The organism is Methylocystis sp. Uni0008, assembly GCF_056838045.1.
In genome coordinates this window covers 333126-352070 of the sequence record NZ_CM166370.1, presented here as the reverse complement: position 1 = coordinate 352070, position 18945 = coordinate 333126, and the positions used below count along the sequence as shown (strand labels likewise).

Below are 18945 nucleotides of genomic sequence, written 5' to 3'. Positions count from 1 at the left end.
GTCGCAGCGCTGCTCCCCCAGTCGTGGGAGTTCAAGCTTGTGGATGGCAACGCAGAAGCGCTGGAGGAAAAAGACATACTTTGGGCGGACTTGATTATGACCGGCGGCATGCTTCCGCAGCGGCTCGACGCGCTCGCCATCATGGATCGCTGCAGCAGACTCGGTAAGACTGTTTGCGTCGGAGGACCTGACGCGACCTCAAGTCCGGAAGCATATGAATCAGCGGATTTTCGAATCCTCGGCGAAGCCGAAGGGATAATAGATGAATTTGTCTCAGCCTGGCGGCGCGGCGATCGCAAGGGCTTGTTCGAAGCGCAGAAATTCCAGGCCGACGTGACCAGAAGTCCGCTGCCCCGCTACGATCTCCTGAATTTCGCTCACTATCTCTTCATCGGCGTGCAGTTCTCGCGAGGTTGTCCGTTCAACTGCGAATTCTGCGACATTATTGAACTTTATGGTCAGACGCCGCGCACCAAGACGAATGAACAGATGATTGCGCATCTGGACCGGCTTTATGCGCTTGGCTACCGGGGCCATGTCGACTTCGTCGACGACAATCTTATCGGCAACAAGAAGGCGCTGAAGCTGTTGTTGCCGATTTTGAAAGCCTGGCAACAGCAGCGCGGCTATCCGTTCAAATTCTCGACCGAGGCGTCGATCAATCTTGCCGATGATCCACAGCTGTTGACGATGATGAGAGAGGCCAATTTCTTCGTTATCTTCGTCGGCGTCGAAAGCCCTGACGCCGACACGCTGCTCTCGATGCAGAAGAAGCAGAACATGCGGCGAAGCCTCGCGCAGAGCATGTTCAAGATCTATGCGTCCGGCATATTCGTGTTGGCGGGGTTCATCATCGGCTTCGATTCCGAAGGGGATGGAGTCGCCGATGGGATGATCGACTGCATAGGGGCGACCAGTCTGCCAATTGCGATGGTCGGCCTGTTGACGGCTCTTCCGAACACACAATTGACGCGCCGCCTGGCGACGGAGGGCCGCTTGGCGCCGGACTTCGACGCGCCGCTGCCCGAACGGGGAGACCAATGCACCGCGGGGCTCAACTTCGCGCCGCTACGTCCCCGGCGAGAGATCTTGAAGGATTACAGAGACGTCTTGGAGACGATCTACGCGCCCGACGCTTTTTTTGATCGACTGGCCACGGTCAGTCGCGCGCTGCAACGGCCAAACTTGGGCGTTCCAGCCAATTTTCGAGCGCTCGCTCGCGACATGACTTTTCTGTTTCGGGTGAGTTGGTGGATGACGGTAAATCGCCCGAAAGTGGCGGCGAGGTTCTGGCGCCTGTTCCTGTCCTGCGCGAGAAACAATCCATCCGCTTTGGAATGCGTTGTGCTGCTGACGGGACTGTATTTGCATGTCGGCCCCTTCGCGATGCGCGTCGTGAAGGATCTCGACCAGCAGATCGCCGCCCTTGATCAGTCCGATCCAACAGACGCGACGCGGGCGCGGCAGGCGCGCTCGCCTGAGTCGCTCGGCTTATCCGTTCAGCCTTGATCCGGTCCGGAACGGAAATGATCGGCGGGGGACCGGCTCGCCGCCTCCCGAACGCTGCTCGCCACGACGTCTTCAAGAAGACGCTGAACCACCGCAGGATCGCGCGGGAAGCCGGCGCGTATCCATTCGGCCTGCAGCGTTTTGAGCGCCTCGCCCAAACGCTTGCCCGGCGTGACCCCGCGGGCGATGAGATCCGCGCCCTTGATGGGAAAGGCCGGCATGGGCGTTTCCTCCAGATAGCGGGAGGCCGCCAGCCAGTCGGGATCGTCGGCCGACGCGGCGCTTTCCGCATGCGCCAGGGCCAGCGCGTCGGTGGCGGCGCGCGCGCCGCACAGAAACAGCATCTCGCGCAAATGGGCGGTCGGCGGCGGCGCTTCGCGTCCGTGCAAGGGCGCGAGCGTTCGCGCCGCCGCCGCCAGCCGCGCGAATTCGTCGTTTGACAGCCGCAGCCGGTCGCGCAGCCGCTCGGCGTCTTCGATGGTCAGCACGGAGAAGGCGGCAAGCCGCAAGACGGCGTCCGCCGCCTTGCCGGAAGCCGCCTCGCGCCCGGCGAGCCGCTGCAGCCGAAGCGGGTAGCCGATGCCGAGGATCACCTCGATGACGCCGGCGTGAGACATCGCGCGCAGAATTTCCGGCGCGCGGCGCGCGAGCAGCAGTTTCATCAGCTCGGCGCGAATGCGCTCGCGCGACAGACGCGAAAGATTCTCCCGCGCGACGATCGATTCATGCAGGCCTTCGCGGTCGAACGGCCCATCGCCATGAGAGGCGTTGAAGCGGAAGAAACGCAGGATCCGCAGATAATCTTCGCGAATTCGCGTCGCGGCGTCACCGATAAATCGGATGCGGCGCGCCGCTATGTCCGACATGCCGCCGGCGTAATCGTGAATCTCTCCGTCCGAAGAGAGCGAAAGCGCATTGATCGTGAAGTCGCGCCGTTTCGCGTCCTGCTCGAAATCGCCGCCGAAGCGCACCTTTGCGAAGCGGCCGTCGGTTTCGACGTCCTCGCGCAGCGTCGTGACTTCAAAGGGCGTTCCGGCGACGACGATCGTCACCGTCCCATGTTCAATGCCCGTCGGGACGCCTTTGAGACCGGCGTCGTGCGCGGCCGCGAGCACGGCGTCGGGCAGCGCCGTCGTCGCGAGGTCGATCTCGTGAGGGGGCAGGCCGAGCAGGGCGTCGCGCACGGCGCCGCCGACGATGCGCGTCTCGGCGCCGGTCTTCTCGAGCGCCGCGAAGAGCGTCGCCAGCCGGGGATCCTCCAGCAATTGCTGCGCCGCGCTCATTCGAAGCGGCCCGGCTGCAATTTGCCGTTTTCGACATGGGCCGGCACATAGGCGCCCTGATTGAGCCCGGTGAGCCCCAGCGTCACCACGCCGACAATGGCGACCAGAAGTCCCGCGATCGTCAGCAGCGAAACTATTCTGCCATGCCAGAGTTCGCGCACGAAAGGCCACCGCCTCTGCAACGCATGGAAAAGAGCATAGGCGACAAAAGGCGTGAGAAAGAGCAGGGCGGTTTCGACAATTGCGCGCCACATGGGCGAGAACGCCTTTCGGGAATGAGTGGTGTCCGTTGGATTATACATGGCATCGGTCAACGGCCGGCGCCCACTGTCAGTCACATGAACAAACTGTCATGTCCACGGACGGGCAAAACGGGCATCTAGCGCGCCGGTTGCGCTTGAATTGCTACGGAGGAAAGATCAAGATCGCGGCCGGCCATAAGACCCGCCGCTTCGCCTAAAAGTTGTGCGAAGCCAACAGCGCGGGCCTTGGATCGACTTGCGGCGGAACTCGGCAGCTCCGCCGTCGACGCGCGATCCCCCATAGACAGGCTGCCAGAGCAAGCTGAAATGACCTCACTGGACACCAAGACGACCTCGCTTGAAACGGCCGTCGTGCAATCCGCCGAACGGGCGCTCGACCATATCGGACGCGCCCGAGCGGCGATTGGCGCCGTCATATTTGGTCAGGACGAGGTCGTCGAGCAGGCGCTGGTGACGATTCTCGCCGGCGGCCACGGGCTGCTCGTCGGCGTCCCCGGCCTTGCCAAGACGAAGCTTGTCGAGACCCTCGGCCGAGTGCTCGGCCTCGCCGAGCAGCGCGTGCAGTTCACGCCTGACCTGCTTCCCGCCGACATTCTGGGGTCCGAAGTGCTCGAGGAGGGCGCGGACCGGTCGCGGTCGTTCCGCTTCATCAGGGGGCCGATCTTCACGCAGCTGCTGATGGCCGACGAAATCAACCGCGCCTCGCCGCGCACCCAGTCGGCGCTGCTGCAGGCGATGCAGGAGCACCATGTCAGCGTCGCCGGCAAGCGCCACGACCTGCCGCGGCCCTTCCATGTCCTGGCGACTCAGAACCCCTTGGAGCAGGAGGGCACCTACCCGCTGCCCGAAGCGCAGCTTGACCGCTTCCTGATGCAGATCGACGTGCATTATCCCGACCGCGCCAGCGAAAAGCGGGTCTTGCTGGAGACGACCGGCGAGACGATGGTCCAGGCGAGCCAGGCGCTCGACGCCGAAGAGCTGATGGCGACGCAGCGCCTCGTTCGCCGGCTCCCGATCGGCGAGAAAGTCGTCGACGCCATTCTCGATCTCGTGCGCGCCGCCCGCCCCGACGAGGGCGATCCCGAGATCGCGCCGCATGTCGCCTGGGGTCCGGGCCCGCGCGCCGCCCAGGCGCTGATGCTGGCGACTCGCGCCAGAGCGCTCGCGACCGGCCGGCTCGCGCCTTCGATCGACGACGTCGCCAAGCTCGCCGCGCCGGTGCTGCGCCATCGCATGGCGCTCAATTTCGCCGCGCGTCGCGAAATGACGGTTTCCGACGTCATCGAAACCCTCGTGGCTCGGATCGGGTGACGGTTTTGGGCATTGCCCTCGGCCGAAGCGAAGCAATTTATGGCTGTGCCGCCGCTGCGGGCTTCCATTGCTTTGCATCGCCATCTTGCATCGCCATGACCAAGAAAGCTGACGATGTTCTCTGACATCACGACTCGCGCCTATGACCCCGCGCGACGCCAACCGGCCGACGGGGCCGCGGCGGCCGATCTCGCGAGCCAAATGCCAAGGCTCGTGGCGCGGGCGCGGGAGATCGCGGCGAGCCTCGCCTATGGCGTTCATGGCCGCAAACGCGCCGGCGTCGGCGAGACGTTCTGGCAGTATCGGCCCTTCGCGTCAGGCGAAGCGGCGCATCGGATCGACTGGCGGCGCTCGGCGCGCGGCGATCAGCTCTATGTGCGCGAGCGTGAATGGGAAGCCGCGCATGACTATTTCCTCTGGATGGATTGTTCGCCCTCCATGGCCTTCGGCTCGTCTCTCGCGTCAGACGATAAGCTCTCGCGCGCCGTGACCCTGGGGCTCGCGCTTGCGGACGTGCTTGTTCGCGGCGGCGAACGGGCGGCGGCGCTTGGACTAACCGCCCCGATCTCGGCGCGCGACGTGATCGATCGGCTGGCGCGCGCTCTGGCGGAAAATTCGGCGGAGGCGGCGCACGACGACCTTCCGCCGCAGGCGTCGATGCGCCAGCGCGCGCGCGTCGTGCTGATCTCGGACTTCCTCGTCGAACCGGAAGCGCTGGCCGCCAGGCTGCGGCGCTTCGCGGACGCCGGCGCCTTTGGCGCGGTGCTGATGGTGATAGACCCCAGCGAGGAGACCTTGCCATTTTCAGGGGAGACTACTTTTCTCGACACTGACGGCGGCGCCCCTTTCTACGCCGGCGACGCGCGCAGCTTGCGCCAAGCCTATGCGCGGCGGTTTGAGGCGCATCGCGACGCCGTCCGCCGCGCCGTGCAGCACGTCGGCTTCATCTTCCTCCAGCATCGAACCGACAGGCCGGCCGCCGAAGCGGCGTTGGCGCTGGCGATGGGATTGCTCGGAACGAATGGCGTCGGCTTCGAGGAGCGGCGCTGATGTTTTCATTCGCCGCGCCGCTCGCGCTATTCGGGCTGATCGGTCTTCCGGCGATCTATTGGTTGCTGCGGGTGACGCCGCCGCGTCCCCGCGAGATCGTCTTTCCGCCGACGAAGATCCTGCGCGAGCTCACGCCCGACGAAGAGACGCCCGCAAAGACTCCCTGGTGGCTCATGGCGATGCGCCTCGCGCTCGCCGCGGCGCTGATTTTCGCGATGGCGGGTCCTGTCTGGGCGCCGAGCGGCGTCGTCGCGTCCGCCGCGCAAACGCTCATCGTGCTCGACGATGGCTGGCCGGCGGCGCCGACGTGGGCGCGACGCCTGGCCGGCGCCGAGTCGATCATCGAAGCCGCGTCGCGCGCCGGCGGCCCTGTCGCCGTGGCGCTCGCATCCGAGACGGCGTCGCCGGTTCCGGGCGACGGCCAGCGCGCGATGGAAAAGTTACGCTCGGCGCAGCCCAAGCCGTTTCTGCCGGACCGCAAGGCCATCGGCGAGCAGGCGGCGGCCTTCGCCCGCGCGCATCCCGCATCCCGCATCGTTTGGATCAGCGATGGGACTTCGCAGGGCGACGCCGGAGGTTTCTCACGGACCTTGAAAGGCTCGGGGGCGAGCAGCGTCGAGGTCTACGTCGAAGATCACGCGACGCGCGCGCTGGCCTCGCCGACGAATGACGCCGCCGCGCTCAGCGTCGACGTGCTGCGCGCTGGCGGCGACGCGTCCGCGGTCGTCGACGCGCTCGACGCCAAAGGCCGGACGATCGGCCGAACCGCCGTGGATTTCGGCGGCGCGTCGCGCGTCAGAGCGAAGATCGAGCTGCCCGTCGAATTGCGAAATGAGGTCAGCCATCTGCGCATCGAAGGCGAGAATTCCGCCGGCGCCGTCGCGCTGCTCGACGCGCGCGCGAAAGTGAAGCGGGTGGCGGTCGTCGGCGGAGGCGCCGCGAACGAGGCGCAGCCGCTACTGTCGCCTGTTTATTATCTCGAGAAGGCGCTGGCGCCTTTCGCTCAGGTCCGAACGGCGCGGCCGGGCGCCGTCGATCCCGTGCAGGCGTTGCTCGCCGAACATCCCAACATCCTGGCGCTCGCCGATGTCGGCCTCGCGCCCGGCGAAACCTTCGACGCCGTGTCGCGCTTCGTCGAAGAGGGCGGCACGCTCGTGCGTTTCGCAGGCCCGCGTCTCGCCAACGCCGCCGACGACCTTATGCCCGTGCGCCTACGCCGGAACGGGCGCGTGCTCGGCGGCGCCATGTCCTGGGAAGAACCCAAGGCGCTCGCTGAGTTCGAAGCTTCGAGCCCGTTCTACGGCCTTCCGGCTCCCAAGGACGTCACGGTGCAGCGGCAGGTGCTTGCAGAGCCCGATCCGGGGCTTGGCGACAGGACCTGGGCGCGGCTTTCCGACGGCACCCCGCTCGTCACGGCTGAGCGGCGCGGCAAGGGGCTGATCGTGCTGTTTCACGTCAACGCCGACGCCAATTGGTCGAACCTGCCGATCTCAGGACTTTTCGTCGATATGCTGAAACGGATCAGCGCCATGGCCGGAGAATCGGCGCCCTTGGGCGACGAACGGACCGACATCGTCGCCGAACAGTCCGCTTTGGCGCCGATGCGCGTTCTCGATGGATTTGGCGCGCTCGGCGCGCCCGGGCCGACGGCGCAGAGCATCCAGCCGGGGTTCACGGGTCCCGCAAGCGCCGAACATCCTCCGGGCCTCTACGGCGCTGGGGAAGCCTTCGTCGCCGTTCAGACGCTGCGGCCAACGGACGAGATCAGCGCTTTCGATTTCGCCGCCGCCGGACTGGGCGCGAGCGTGCTGCAGACCGGCGGCCAGCTCGACTTGCGGGCGCCGCTGCTCGTCTTCGCGCTCGCGGCGTTCATCGCCGACGCGCTGATCGCCATGGCGCTCGGCGGAAAGCTGCGCCTGCGGCGCTTGGGCGCCGCGACCGCCGCAATGCTGGCGCTGCTCTGCATGGCGGCTATGACCGGCGAGACGCGCGCCGAAACCTCGCCGAAATCGGCCGCCGCCCAGCGCGACAAGGACGCCGCGCTGACGACGCGCCTCGCCTATGTGATCTCAGGCGACGCGCATGTCGACGAGATATCGCGGCTGGGCCTTGAGGCGCTGACTCAGGCGCTCAACACGCGAACGTCCTTCGCGCCGGGAGAGCCGGTCGGCGTCGATCCGGCGAAGGACGAACTCGCCTTCTATCCCATGCTCTATTGGCCGATCGTCGCGAGCGCGCCGCAGCCGTCGGCGAAGACCGTGGCGACAGTCGCCGCCTACATGAAACAGGGCGGCACGGTCGTCTTCGACACGCGCGACGCGCTGTCACAACGCGTCGGCGGCGCGCCGACGCCGGAGACGCAATGGCTGCGCGATCTGACGAAAGGCCTCGACATTCCGCCGCTCGAAGTGACGCCGCGCGACCACGTCATCACCAAGACCTTCTATCTGCTCGACGGCTTCGTCGGCCGCTACGCCAATGGCGAGACCTGGGTCGAAGCGCTGCCGCCAGAGCCGAAAGATCAGGCCGCTCGGCCCGTGCGCTCGACGGACAGCGTCTCGGCGATCGTCATCGCCTCGAACGACCTCGCCGCCGCCTGGGCGCATGACAAGCGCGGCCAGCCGCTGTTTCCCTTGACGCCGGGCGGCGCCCGCCAGCGCGAACTGGCGCTGCGCGGCGGCATCAATCTGGTGATGTATACGCTGACAGGAAACTACAAATCCGATCAGGTGCATGTGCGCGACTTGCTGGAAAGGCTGGGCCAATGAGCCGCGATCCGCGCGACGCGAACTCACCCAGGCCCCTCACCTCACCTCTCCCCGCAAGCGGGGAGAGGAGGCGGCCAACGCATCGCGAGAAATATAAAGGGGGAGGCGCTACGCTAATGACCCCTCTCCCCGCGAAAGCGGGGAGAGGTGAGGTGAGGGGCCAGGGGATTGGCCGAGACGTTTGGAGCAGGGCGACATGAACGACCTGACGCTCGCCTTCGCGCCGCTCATTCCGTGGTCGGCGCTCATTGTCCTCGGCGTCCTGGGCGCCGGGGCGCTGACGCTGATCGCGGCAAGGGGCCAGCGCGGCGCGCCGGTCCGCGGCTTCGCCTTCGCCTTGCTGATCGCGGCGCTCGCCGATCCGTCGCTCGTGCGCGAGAAGCGCGATCCGCAAAAGAGCGTCGTCGCGGTGGTCATCGACAAAAGCGACAGCCAGAATTTCGGCGCGCGAAACGCCCAGACGGAAGAGGCGCGCAAGGCGCTCGACGCTGCGCTGGCCAAATTCGGCGACGTCGAGACGCGAACGATCACGGTCACGAACGACGCTTCCGGCAATGACGGCACCAAGCTGTTCGGCGCGCTCGCCGAAGTCCTGAAGGACGTGCCGCCGGAGCGCGTCGGCGGCACCATTCTTCTCACCGATGGCGTCGTTCACGACATTCCCGCGAAGGCGGAGGCGCTCGGCTTCAGGGCGCCTATTCACGCGCTCGTCACCGGCCATCAGGGCGAACGCGACCGCCGCATCGAGCTTGTCGAGGCGCCGCGCTTCGGCATCGTCGGCAAGGATCAGATCATCCGCGCCCGCGTCGTCGATCTTGGCGGCGACGGCGCGCGCATTCCGATTTCCGTTCGACGCGACGGCGAGGCGCTGCCGACCTTCAGCCCTGTTCCGGGCGACATCGTCAGCATTCCGGTGCGCATCGAGCATGGCGGGCAGAACGTCGTCGAGCTGGAAGCGCCGCCGGCGCCCGGCGAGTTGACGCCGCTCGACAACAAGGCCGTGCTGACGATCGAAGGCGTGCGCGACCGGCTCAAAGTGCTGCTCGTGTCGGGCGAGCCGCATCCCGGCGAGCGGAGCTGGCGCAATCTCCTGCGCGCCGACGCGAATGTCGAACTGGTGCATTTCACCATTCTGCGTCCGCCCGAGAAGCTCGACATCACGCCGGCGAGCGAACTGTCGCTGATCGCTTTTCCGACCGCGGATCTCTTCGGCCGCAAGATCAATGAATTCGATCTCATCATCTTCGACCGCTATTCGAGCCAGACGACTCTGCCGTCGATCTATTTCGAGAACATCGCCAATTACGTCGAGAACGGCGGCGCCTTTCTCGCGGCGGTCGGCCCCGATTACGCAACGCTGCGCGGACTCTATTACTCGCCGCTTGAAAATATCCTGCCGGCCCGCCCCGACGGCGCGCTGATCGAGCAGGCGTTTCGCGCCCGCGTCAGCAAGGACGGCGAAAAGCATCCGGTAACGCGCGGCCTGGCCGGCGCCGGCTCCGAGCCGCCAAATTGGGGCGAATGGTTCCGGCAGATCGACGCCAATGTGGTGAAGGGCGACTCGATCATGTCCGGCGTGCGCGACAAGCCGCTGCTGGTGCTGTCGCATGAAGGCAAGGGCCGCGTGGCGCTGCTGCTCTCCGACCAGATCTGGCTCTGGGCGCGCGGCTATGAAGGCGGCGGTCCGCATGTCGATCTGACGCGACGCCTCGCGCATTGGCTGATGAAGGAGCCCGACCTTGAGGAGGAGGCGCTGCGCGCTTCGGCGCACGGCCGCGAAGTGAGCGTCGAACGCCAGACGATGAAGGAAAGGCCCGCGCCGGTGATGGCGACGGCGCCGTCCGGCGCGCGCGACGAGATCGCCGTGGCGCAGAGCGAGCCGGGACTGTGGCGCGCGCGTTTCGACGCCAAGGAGATGGGCCTGTGGCGCTTCGAAAGCGAAGGTCTGACGGCGCTCGTCAATGTCGGCCCCCCCAATCCGCGCGAGTTTCGCGAAGTGGCGTCGACGACGGAGAAGTTGCAACCGCTCGCGGAGGCGACGGGCGGAACGGCGCGGCGACTCTCAACCGGGGGCGCCGACACTGTGTCGATGCCGCGCGTTGTGGAGCTGCGCGACGCCAATCGCTACGGCGGCTCGGACTGGATCGGCGTCAGACAGACCGGCGCTTCGACGCTCGTCGGCGTCGAAATCGCGCCTCTCGGACTTGGACTGTGGGCGATGCTGGCGCTGGTCGGCGCAGTGGTCGCGGCATGGGCCTGGGAGGGGAGGAGGGGATGAGATTGCTTTAGCCCAGTCATTGCAACGGATAGGTATTGGAAATCGTCTAGTTTTTTTTGTTGAGAGAAACTCGCATGTATGAGCTTTCAACTGTCATTCCTGATGTAAACGATCTTCTCGCACTTGAGCCGGAAGAACTCGGGGCAAAGCTGCTTTTCCTCATGCGCAAGCGCGTCGAAGACAGGACCAATCCGTTCAATAACAATGGACTCTTAAGCTGCGGAAATATGCAGTCTGAACCCTTTGATCGGCATCCGTTAGGAAATTTTAGTCCGTACCCGGATTGGGCGAGGGAGCAATTTCAACTGGCGTTCGCCGAGGCGTGGTCGTGGTTAGAGGCGCAGGGCTTACTCGTCCCGGCCTCCGGTATGAATGGTTCGCACGGCTGGAGAGTCTTAAGTCGTCGTGCACGAAAATTTGAGGACGAAACGGCTGTCGCGCGCTTTTCAACTGCGCGCATGCTGCCGAAAGAAATTCTAAATCCGAGAATCGCCACAACGGTGTGGTCCGCCTTCATGCGTGGAGAATATGATGTAGCAGCATTTCAAGCCATGAAAGGCGTCGAGGTTGCTGTGCGCGAAGGCGCGGGAATGCCACAGACGCTACTCGGGGTTCGGTTGATGCGGGCTGCGTTCGCACCAAAAACTGGCCCTCTGTCAGATCCCAGTGTGGATGAAGGCGAACAAGTTGCCCGTATGGAGTTATTCGCGGGCGCGATTGGCTCCTACAAGAACCCCCATTCTCATCGAAATGTGCCTCTTGATGATCCCGTAGAAACTATAGAAATCGTGCTTCTCGCGAATCACCTGTTGCGAATTGTCGATGCGCGAGTGGCGGCAAAGGTGCAACGGTGACTGCTTTGTGATCCAACCGGCGTCGGCTTCTGCTAATCTCCATCGTCTCTGGGAGATTCGCCTTGCCCACCTATCGCGCCATTGGCCTCATGTCCGGCACGTCGATGGACGGCGTCGACGTCGCGCTGATCGAAACCGACGGCGACGCTGCCGTCGCCTTCGGGCCGACGGGACATTACCCCTATAGCGACGCCGACCGCGCGCTGCTGCGCAACGCGCTCGCCGAAGCCGCGACGCTCGAAGACCGGAATGCGCGCCCCGGCGTTCTCGCCTTCGCCGAGCGCATGGTGACCGACCGCCACGCCGAGGCCGTAGAGGCGCTGATGCGGGAGAATGAGATCGACCCGGCAAGCGTCGACATCGTCGGCTTTCACGGGCAGACGGTGCTGCACCGTCCCAAGCAAGGACTTACGATTCAGATCGGCGACGGGCCAGCGCTCGCGGACCGGCTCGGCATCGACGTCGCCTATGATTTCCGCGCAGCGGACATGGCCGCGGGCGGGCAGGGCGCGCCGATCGTCCCGGTGTTCCATCGCGCGCTCGTCCTCGCCGGCGGCATGAAAGGCGAAGTGGCGCTCCTCAATATCGGCGGCGTCGCCAACGTCACTTATGTGGCGGACGACGAGCCGCCGATCGCCTGCGATACAGGCCCCGGCAACGCCCTCATCGACGATCTCATGCTCCAGCGCACCGGCGCGCCAATCGATCGACACGGCCATATGGCGGCGCGCGGGCGCGTCAACGAGGCGACGCTGCTCAAGATGCTGGCGCATCCCTTCTTCGATGAGCCGCCGCCGAAATCGCTTGACCGCAACGCCTTCGCGCTCGACGCCGTCGCCAAGCTCTCGACGGAGCACGCCGCCGCGACGCTCACCGCCTTTACGGCGTCTTCCGTGCTGCGGCTCTTTCCGCATCTGCCGTCCCAGCCGCAATTGCTCATCGTCTGCGGGGGCGGCGCGCGCAACCCGATACTGGTGCGCGAACTCGTCATGCGCCTGCCGTGCAAGGTGACGACGGCGGACGCGGTCGGCTGGTCGGCGGATTCGATGGAGGCTCAGGCCTTCGCCTATCTCGCCGTGCGGCTGCTGGAAGGCCTGCCGATCACCTTCCCGACCACGACCGGCGCGCCTCAGGCGATGCGCGGCGGCGTCCTGGCGCGGGCGACCGCGAAAGCGTCATAGGCCGCCGGGCGCGGGTTGCCCACATCGACAACGACGATGAAGCTCAATCCCCTCGCGCGGGAATGGCGATCCGCGGCGGATTGCCGAGGCGCCGGTCGAGATAGGCGTCGACATGCGCGATCAGCGGCTCGACCTTGTTTTCGAAGAAATGGTTCGCGCCCTCGACCACCGCATGTTCGATGACGATCCCCTTCTGCGTCTTGAGCTTCTCGATGAGCGCGGTCACTTCCTTCAGCGGCGCGACCCGATCCTGGTCGCCATGAATGAACAGGCCCGAGGAGGGGCAGGGGGCCAGGAAGGAGAAGTCGAAGCGATTGGCTGGCGGCGCGACCGAAATGAAGCCCTCGATCTCCGGGCGGCGCATCAGCAGCTGCATGCCGATCCAGGAGCCGAAGGAGACCCCCGCGATCCAGCAGGCGCGCGCTTCAGGGTTGACCGCCTGCGCCCAGTCGAGCGCGGCGGCGGCGTCCGAAAGCTCGCCCGCGCCGTGATCGAAAGAGCCCTGCGAACGCCCGACGCCGCGGAAGTTGAAGCGCAGCACGGAAAAGCCCCGCTCCGCAAAGGCGTAGTATAGATGATAGACGATCTGATTGTTCATCGTGCCGCCGAACTGCGGATGCGGGTGCAGCACGATCGCGATCGGCGCGCCGCGCGTGGCGGACTGATGAAAGCGGCCCTCAAGCCTGCCGGCCGGACCGGTGAAGATAACCTCGGGCATTCGGGATTCCTTGGGAAACTGGCAGGCGCGCCTTCTACCACGCGGGCTGCAGTGAAATGCAAGGAAATTCCGCTTTTCGGGCGGCGCTGCGGGAATTCGCCGCTCCGACCCAAGGATTTCGCGGCCCAAGCCGTCAATAGTCTCAACGGGCTCAATTAGCGGGGGCGACTTGCCGGGCGAAGCAACCGACGGCGAATTGGCGCAACGGGCGGCGGCCGGCGACCGCGACGCCTTCGCTGCGCTCGCCGAGCGCCATTACGACCGCGTCTATGCGCTCGCCTGGCGTTGGAGCGGCGGGCGCGCGGAGGCGCAGGACATCGCCCAGGACGCGATGGTGAAGATGGCGACGGCGATAAAGGGCTTTCGCAACGATTGCGCTTTCACCACCTGGATCTACCGCGTCGCCTACACGACCGCGGTCGACCATGTCCGGGCGCGGCGCAGAATTGTGGCGCTCGATCCGGCGCGAATGTCGGCGCTCGCGGACGGCGCCGAAACCGAAACCCCAGAGGACGACATCATGGGGCAGGAGCTATGGCGCGCCGTGCGCGCTCTGCCCGACCAGCAACGCGACGCCGTGCTGCTCGTCTATGCGCAGGACCTCTCGCATGGCGAGGCGGCGGCGCTGATGGGCTGTTCGGAGAAAACCGTGTCCTGGCATCTGCATGAGGCGCGCAAGCGCCTGAAGAACACGCTGGAGCCGGCGCAATGACCGAACCTGATCTCACGCGCCTCAAGAACATGCGGGTTCCGCCGCCCGACGGCGAAGCGAAGCGCGCGGCGCTCGCGGCGGCGGCGGCGGCTTTTAAAAAAAGCGCGGCCGAACCCCAAGGATCGTGCTCGCCGCAACGTCTCAGTCACGCATCCTCTCCAACGGAAGGGAAACGGACGATGCGTCAGACGTTTCATTTCAACCGCGCGCTGGCGGCCTCGATCGCCGCGCTGATGATCGGCGCGCCGGCCGCCTTCATGCTCTCGCGCGTCTATGCGCCGGGCGGCGGAAACATCTCCAATCTTCCGATCGGCCGCGTCGCGCCGCCGGCCGAGATTGCGGCCGCGCCGCACATGGAAGCGGCGCCGGCGGTTGCGCCGGCTCCGGCGCCCGCGGCTCGAGACCAGAAAGCGAAGACGGCGGCGAGCGCGCTTGTCGGTCGGCTCGACGGCGTGGCGCCGCCGCCGCGCGTCGCCGGCTCGGCTCCCAATGGCGCTGAGCGGCGGCTGTCGCGACGCGCCCTTGAAGCGCGATCTGTCTCGGCCGCCCAGCCCAGCGCGCCGCCGCCGGCCGATACGCAATTCGTGCCGGAGCGTGAGTTTCGCGACCGGTTCGATTCAAAGGAAATCAACCCCGTCAAAGTTACGGCGACGGACCCGGTCTCGACCTTCTCGATAGACGTCGACACCGCCTCCTACGCCTTCGCGCGTCGTGCGCTCAATGAAGGCCGCCTGCCGCCGAAGGATTCGGTGCGGGTCGAGGAATTCATCAACTACTTTCCCTATAACTATCCGAAGCCGCAGAGCGCGCAGACGCCGTTCAAGCCGACGATCACGGTGACGCCAAGCCCGTGGAGCGCGGGCAACCGGCTCGTGCATGTCGCGATTCAGGGCTATGCGCTGCAGAGCGTCGAACGCCCCCGCGCCAATCTCGTGTTTCTCGTCGACGTGTCGGGCTCGATGGCGCCGCAGGACCGGCTGCCGCTCGTCAAGAATGCGATGCGCATGCTTATCGACGAGTTGAAGCCTGAGGATTCGGTCGCACTCGTCACTTACGCGTCGGGCTCAGGCGTCGCGCTCGAACCCACCAAGGTTTCAGGCAAGGCCAAAATTCTCGCGGCGATCGACGCGCTCGGCGCGGGAGGCTCGACCGCTGGCGCGCAGGGCATTCAGGACGCCTATCGGCTGGCGGAAGCGAATTTCGACGAGTCGGCGGTGAACCGCGTGATCCTCGCGACCGACGGCGATTTCAATGTCGGCGTCACTGATCAAAACGAACTGAAAGGGCTGATCGAAAGAAAGCGCGAGAAGGGCGTGTTCCTGTCGATTCTCGGCGTCGGCCAGGGCAATTACAATGACGCGCTGATGCAATCACTGGCGCAGAACGGCAATGGCGCGGCGGTCTATGTCGATAATCTCAACGAGGCGCGCAAAGCGCTCGTCGAGGAAGCGTCGTCGACGCTGTTTCCCATCGCCAAGGACGTGAAGATCCAGGTCGAGTGGAATCCCGCGCGCGTCGCCGAATATCGTCTCATCGGCTATGAAACCCGCGCGCTGCGGCGCGAGGATTTCAACAACGACAAGGTGGACGCAGGCGATGTCGGTTCAGGCCACCGCGTAACGGCGATCTACGAAATCACGCCGACGGGTTCGGAGAAGAAACTCGTCGACGACCTGCGCTACGGCAAGAAGGCGCCCGCTTCCGGCCAGGCGCGCGCGGAGGGCGAACTCGGCTTTTTGAAACTGCGCTACAAGCTGCCGAAGGAGAATGCGTCGCGTCTCATCACGCAGCCGATCGCCGACTCGCAGAGCGTCGACAGCGTTGCGCGCGCGCCGCAGGAGGTTCGCTTCTCCATCGCCGTCGCCGCCTTCGCGCAGCTGCTGAAAGGCGCGCCCTATCTTGGCGACTACGGCTATGACGATGTGATCGCGCTGGCGCAAAACGCCAAGGGCGACGATCCGTTCGGCTACCGCGCGGAGTTCGTCAATCTGGCGCGGCTGGCCAAGTCGGCGCGGCCGTGAACGAGGCGCATGACTCTCTTCCGAAGCGAGAGGGTTATGCGGCGCGCGCGATCTCCAGCCCCCGGAAGATCGCACAGCGTTGGAAGACCGGCAGGCTAGGCGCGACGCTTTTCTGGTGGCAGAATTTTGCTGTGAGTTTCGCGAGGCCTTTGATGTCGCGGCCCGTCGCTTCGGGAAAAGTCGCGACCAGACGGTCGATCAACTCATCGTCGAGCGTTAAGTCGAACTGCCCCGCCATGACGCGCCAGATGCGCCGCCGGGCTTCGTTGTCCGGCGGCGCGTAGCGGATGAGCGCGATGCATCGCGAGACGATCGCCTCGTCGATATCGTCGACGCGGTTGGTCGTGAGAAACAGCAGTCCGTTGAAATATTCGAGCACGCGCAGAAAGACGCCGACGACGGCGTTCATGGCGATATTGTCGTCACGGCGCTTGATATAGACGTCGGCCTCGTCGATCAGCATCACCGCGCCCCAGCGCTGCGCGCGCGTGAGAATGTCTTTGAGCGCCGTCTCCATCGTCGCGACATTGAGGCCGAGCTGGCCTGAATGCACGCGATAGAGCGGACGCTGAATGATCTCGGAATAGACTTCCGCCGTCAGGGTTTTGCCGACCCCGGGCGGCCCCGCGCAGAGCACGGTCGTGCCGCCGGATTTGCCAGCGACGATGTCGTCCATCAGCACGTCCATCTCGGCGGTGAGAATGTCGATCAGATCCGTCTGCTCCTCCGGCAGAACAAGCTTCTCCCTGAGTTCCGGCTGGTATCGATAGGGCTGCATCTCATCGACATGCACCCAGACGTAATGATGCAGATCGAGATGGAACATGAAGATGTAGGGATGCACCGGAATCTGGGTGAAGAGGCCTTCCGGAATCAGCGCCTTGATCTCGGCGAGTTCGTCTTCGGCCGCGAAGCGATTGCTCTTGCCGGCCTTGCGCAGGAAATGACCGAGGACGTCGCCCGGCGCCTCAAGCGTCAGACTGCGCCCGGTCAGGATGCTTTCGTCATTGACGAGACGCGCTTCCGATCCGTTGCTCGAAAGCACGATGATGTCCTTGCGCGACCAGTCGGTGTCGCGATGCGTCGCCGTCGGATCTTCGGCGTGAAAGCCGATGCCTTTCGCGGAGAACTGCGCCCCGTAGCGTCCGCGCCAATCGTAATACGTCTCACTCGAAGCGTCGAAAGCTTCGATCAGCGCCGGCGTTTCCCGCACAAAGCCGCGCGCCGCCAGGATCTCGCCGATGGTTCGTCCGGCGATGTCGGAACTCATGATGCGGATCACATTGGATTGCAGGGTCCCCTTGGCGTTAGCCTTCAGCTCGATGAGGATTTTTCCGGCCTCGTCGTTCGAGGCGGGAACATAGTCGAAACGCGTGATGACATAGGGGAGGGGTTTCGACGTAACATTGGCGGTGAACAGCCACCCGCGTATCGCGTCCGTCGTCAGGTAGCGCACGAGCGCCGGCAGGACCTCTTCGAGGTCCTCCGCTGCGAAGCGCGAGGTTTTCGCTTCCATCGCCCCGCGCAGGGTCGCGAGCTGCGCGGCGCGGGCGCGCAGCTGCGGACCCGCGTCGCGATAAAGCGCGCCGAGAAAATCGAGCTCGTCCGGACCGAAATGCGAGAGGTCAGCCTCGACGCGGTCCGAAAAGCGCAGCTGAGCAGAAAGGCAAGCGTGAGCCGGAAAGCGCGCGACGAGCGCCTCCACATGAGGCCTGTCGATCTCGATCCGCATGAAGCGCCTTTCGTAGAAAGCCGAATGCGCAGCGCAGATACAAGAAACGCGCCGGGGCCGCCGCGTTCTGCTAGAATGCCCAACAAATGCCCAGGCGCATCTATCTCGACCACAACGCGACGTCGCCGCTGCGTCCCGAGGCGCGGGCCGCGATGCTCGACGCGCTGGAGACGCTCGGCAATCCCTCTTCAGTCCATGCCGAAGGCAGGGCGGCGAAGGCGCTGTTGGAAGGCGCGCGGGAGGTCGTCTCAGAGGCGGTCGGCGCGCCGCGGCGCGGGGTCGTCTTTACAAGCGGCGCGACCGAGGCGGCGAGCCTGGCGCTCTCGCCGACGCTTCGCCGGGAAGGCGACGGAGCGCCGGTCGACGCGCTGCTGGTCGGCGCGGGCGAGCATCTTTGCGTCTTGCAGGGGCGCCGCTTTCCGCCCGGGGCCGTGGAGACCCTGCCGCTGACCCGCGAAGGCGCGATCTCTATCGAAGCGCTGGAGAAGGCGCTGGCGCGGCGCTCCGGCCAGCGGGTGATGCTGGCGCTGCAGGCCGTCAACAATGAGACGGGCGTCATTCAGCCCGTCGCCGCAGCGGCTGCGCGCGTCCATGCGGCCAACGGCGTCGTCGTCTGCGACGCCGTACAGTCCGTTGGACGGCTCCAAACGACATTCGCGACGACTGATGCGGACATTATGTTCCTTTCCTCACATAAGCTCGGCGGCCCGATGGGGGTCGGCGCGCTCGCCTTTCGCGATGAGAGCCTGCATCTGGAGGCGCCGATCTTTCGCGGGGGCGGTCAGGAGTTCGGTCGCCGGGCGGGCACCGAGAATGTCGCGGGAATCTCCGGCTTCGCGGCGGCTCTGAGGGCGGCGACCATGAATCTGGCCGAGGAGGCGGCGCGAATCGCCGGTTTGCGCGACGCCCTGGAGCAGGAAGTCTTGAAAGTCGCGCCGGAAGCCCGATTCTACGGTGCAAGGGCGCCGCGCGCGCCGAACGCCAGCGCCTTCGCCATCCCCGGCCTCGCCCCGCGCACCATGCTGATGGCGCTCGACCTCGAGAATGTCGCGCTTTCAGCGGGGTCGGCCTGTTCTTCAGGCAAAATGATGGAGTCTCATGTGCTTGCGGCCATGGGCGCGGCGGACCGGGAGGCGCTGAGGGCCAGTTTCGGTTGGTCTTCGACGCAAGAGGATGTAGAAGAGTTTGGAAAGGTTCTTGCACGTGTCGTGGATCGCATGAGGTCCCGACATTCCGCCGCCTAGTCGACGTCTAGGGTATAACTG

The 18945-nt window shown here is 65.5% G+C and carries 14 protein-coding genes; 10 read left to right on the top strand and 4 right to left on the bottom strand.

Annotation, left to right across the window (positions count from 1 at the left end; all coding sequences use genetic code 11):
• Positions 1 to 39: 39 nt before the first annotated feature.
• Entirely contained in the window at positions 40 to 1509 is a 1470-nt protein-coding gene (locus tag AC0X69_RS01720) for a B12-binding domain-containing radical SAM protein (RefSeq protein WP_482610683.1), read from the top strand.
• Here the strand turns inward: AC0X69_RS01720 and AC0X69_RS01715 are convergent.
• A complete protein-coding gene (locus AC0X69_RS01715; RefSeq protein ID WP_482610681.1) occupies positions 1500 to 2792 on the bottom strand; it encodes a CCA tRNA nucleotidyltransferase in 1293 nt (430 codons plus the stop codon). The genes AC0X69_RS01720 and AC0X69_RS01715 overlap by 10 nt on opposite strands.
• Positions 2789 to 3046, bottom strand: coding sequence for a DUF6111 family protein (locus tag AC0X69_RS01710; protein ID WP_482610679.1), 258 nt, complete (start codon positions 3044 to 3046; stop codon positions 2789 to 2791). Before AC0X69_RS01710 ends, AC0X69_RS01715 begins: the two co-directional genes overlap by 4 nt.
• 315 nt (positions 3047 to 3361) lie before the next feature.
• Between AC0X69_RS01710 and AC0X69_RS01705 the strand changes: the two genes are divergently transcribed.
• The 6 genes from AC0X69_RS01705 (at position 3362) to AC0X69_RS01680 (ending at position 12497) form a co-directional block, all read left to right on the top strand.
• Positions 3362 to 4366, top strand: coding sequence for an AAA family ATPase (locus AC0X69_RS01705; protein ID WP_482610677.1), 1005 nt, complete (start codon positions 3362 to 3364; stop codon positions 4364 to 4366).
• 114 nt (positions 4367 to 4480) lie between these two features.
• Entirely contained in the window at positions 4481 to 5416 is a 936-nt protein-coding gene (locus tag AC0X69_RS01700) for a DUF58 domain-containing protein (RefSeq protein WP_482610675.1), read from the top strand.
• Positions 5416 to 8184 (top strand): DUF4159 domain-containing protein, encoded by a 2769-nt coding sequence (locus AC0X69_RS01695; RefSeq protein WP_482610673.1) that lies wholly within the window; start codon positions 5416 to 5418, stop codon positions 8182 to 8184. The genes AC0X69_RS01700 and AC0X69_RS01695 overlap by 1 nt, the downstream gene beginning before the upstream one ends.
• Before the next feature lie 196 nt (positions 8185 to 8380).
• Complete coding sequence (locus tag AC0X69_RS01690) at positions 8381 to 10462, top strand: hypothetical protein (RefSeq protein WP_482610671.1); 2082 nt, start codon at positions 8381 to 8383, stop codon at positions 10460 to 10462.
• Positions 10463 to 10536: 74 nt separating this feature from the next.
• On the top strand, positions 10537 to 11316 hold the full coding sequence (locus AC0X69_RS01685; RefSeq protein ID WP_482610669.1) for a TIGR02391 family protein: 780 nt from the start codon (positions 10537 to 10539) through the stop codon (positions 11314 to 11316).
• An 89-nt stretch (positions 11317 to 11405) separates the two neighbouring features.
• Positions 11406 to 12497, top strand: coding sequence for an anhydro-N-acetylmuramic acid kinase (locus AC0X69_RS01680; protein ID WP_482613292.1), 1092 nt, complete (start codon positions 11406 to 11408; stop codon positions 12495 to 12497).
• Between the two features lie 43 nt (positions 12498 to 12540).
• Here AC0X69_RS01680 and AC0X69_RS01675 read toward each other — a convergent pair whose 3' ends face one another.
• Positions 12541 to 13215: an alpha/beta hydrolase gene (locus AC0X69_RS01675; protein ID WP_482610667.1), complete on the bottom strand. Its 675-nt coding sequence runs from the start codon at positions 13213 to 13215 to the stop codon at positions 12541 to 12543.
• Between the two features lie 169 nt (positions 13216 to 13384).
• Between AC0X69_RS01675 and AC0X69_RS01670 the strand changes: the two genes are divergently transcribed.
• Both AC0X69_RS01670 and AC0X69_RS01665 read left to right on the top strand, forming a co-directional pair.
• The gene (locus tag AC0X69_RS01670; protein ID WP_482610665.1) at positions 13385 to 13927 is read left to right on the top strand and encodes an RNA polymerase sigma factor; all 543 of its coding nucleotides are present in this window, start codon (positions 13385 to 13387) and stop codon (positions 13925 to 13927) included.
• Positions 13924 to 15948 (top strand): vWA domain-containing protein, encoded by a 2025-nt coding sequence (locus AC0X69_RS01665; RefSeq protein WP_482610663.1) that lies wholly within the window; start codon positions 13924 to 13926, stop codon positions 15946 to 15948. The genes AC0X69_RS01670 and AC0X69_RS01665 overlap by 4 nt, the downstream gene beginning before the upstream one ends.
• Positions 15949 to 15982: 34 nt before the next feature.
• On the opposite strand, the gene AC0X69_RS01660 is transcribed toward AC0X69_RS01665, so the two are convergent.
• Positions 15983 to 17680 carry an AAA family ATPase gene (locus AC0X69_RS01660; protein WP_482610661.1) on the bottom strand — a complete coding sequence of 566 codons (1698 nt, stop codon included), beginning with the start codon at positions 17678 to 17680 and terminating at the stop codon, positions 15983 to 15985.
• An 86-nt stretch (positions 17681 to 17766) separates the two neighbouring features.
• On the opposite strand from AC0X69_RS01660, the gene AC0X69_RS01655 reads away from it, so the two are divergent.
• On the top strand, positions 17767 to 18924 hold the full coding sequence (locus tag AC0X69_RS01655; protein WP_482610660.1) for a cysteine desulfurase family protein: 1158 nt from the start codon (positions 17767 to 17769) through the stop codon (positions 18922 to 18924).
• Positions 18925 to 18945 lie beyond the last annotated feature (21 nt).

Bases quoted from the DNA above. Each gene is read 5' to 3' on its own strand.
- AC0X69_RS01715 (WP_482610681.1), bottom strand. From the start codon at position 2,792: ATGAGCGCGGCGCAGCAATTGCTGGAGGATCCCCGGCTGGCGACGCTC.
- AC0X69_RS01710 (WP_482610679.1), bottom strand. From the start codon at position 3,046: ATGTGGCGCGCAATTGTCGAAACCGCCCTGCTCTTTCTCACGCCTTTT.
- AC0X69_RS01705 (WP_482610677.1), top strand. From the start codon at position 3,362: ATGACCTCACTGGACACCAAGACGACCTCGCTTGAAACGGCCGTCGTG.
- AC0X69_RS01700 (WP_482610675.1), top strand. From the start codon at position 4,481: ATGTTCTCTGACATCACGACTCGCGCCTATGACCCCGCGCGACGCCAA.
- AC0X69_RS01695 (WP_482610673.1), top strand. From the start codon at position 5,416: ATGTTTTCATTCGCCGCGCCGCTCGCGCTATTCGGGCTGATCGGTCTT.
- AC0X69_RS01690 (WP_482610671.1), top strand. From the start codon at position 8,381: ATGAACGACCTGACGCTCGCCTTCGCGCCGCTCATTCCGTGGTCGGCG.
- AC0X69_RS01685 (WP_482610669.1), top strand. From the start codon at position 10,537: ATGTATGAGCTTTCAACTGTCATTCCTGATGTAAACGATCTTCTCGCA.
- AC0X69_RS01680 (WP_482613292.1), top strand. From the start codon at position 11,406: ATGTCCGGCACGTCGATGGACGGCGTCGACGTCGCGCTGATCGAAACC.
- AC0X69_RS01675 (WP_482610667.1), bottom strand. From the start codon at position 13,215: ATGCCCGAGGTTATCTTCACCGGTCCGGCCGGCAGGCTTGAGGGCCGC.
- AC0X69_RS01665 (WP_482610663.1), top strand. From the start codon at position 13,924: ATGACCGAACCTGATCTCACGCGCCTCAAGAACATGCGGGTTCCGCCG.
- AC0X69_RS01660 (WP_482610661.1), bottom strand. From the start codon at position 17,680: ATGCGGATCGAGATCGACAGGCCTCATGTGGAGGCGCTCGTCGCGCGC.
- AC0X69_RS01655 (WP_482610660.1), top strand. From the start codon at position 17,767: ATGCCCAGGCGCATCTATCTCGACCACAACGCGACGTCGCCGCTGCGT.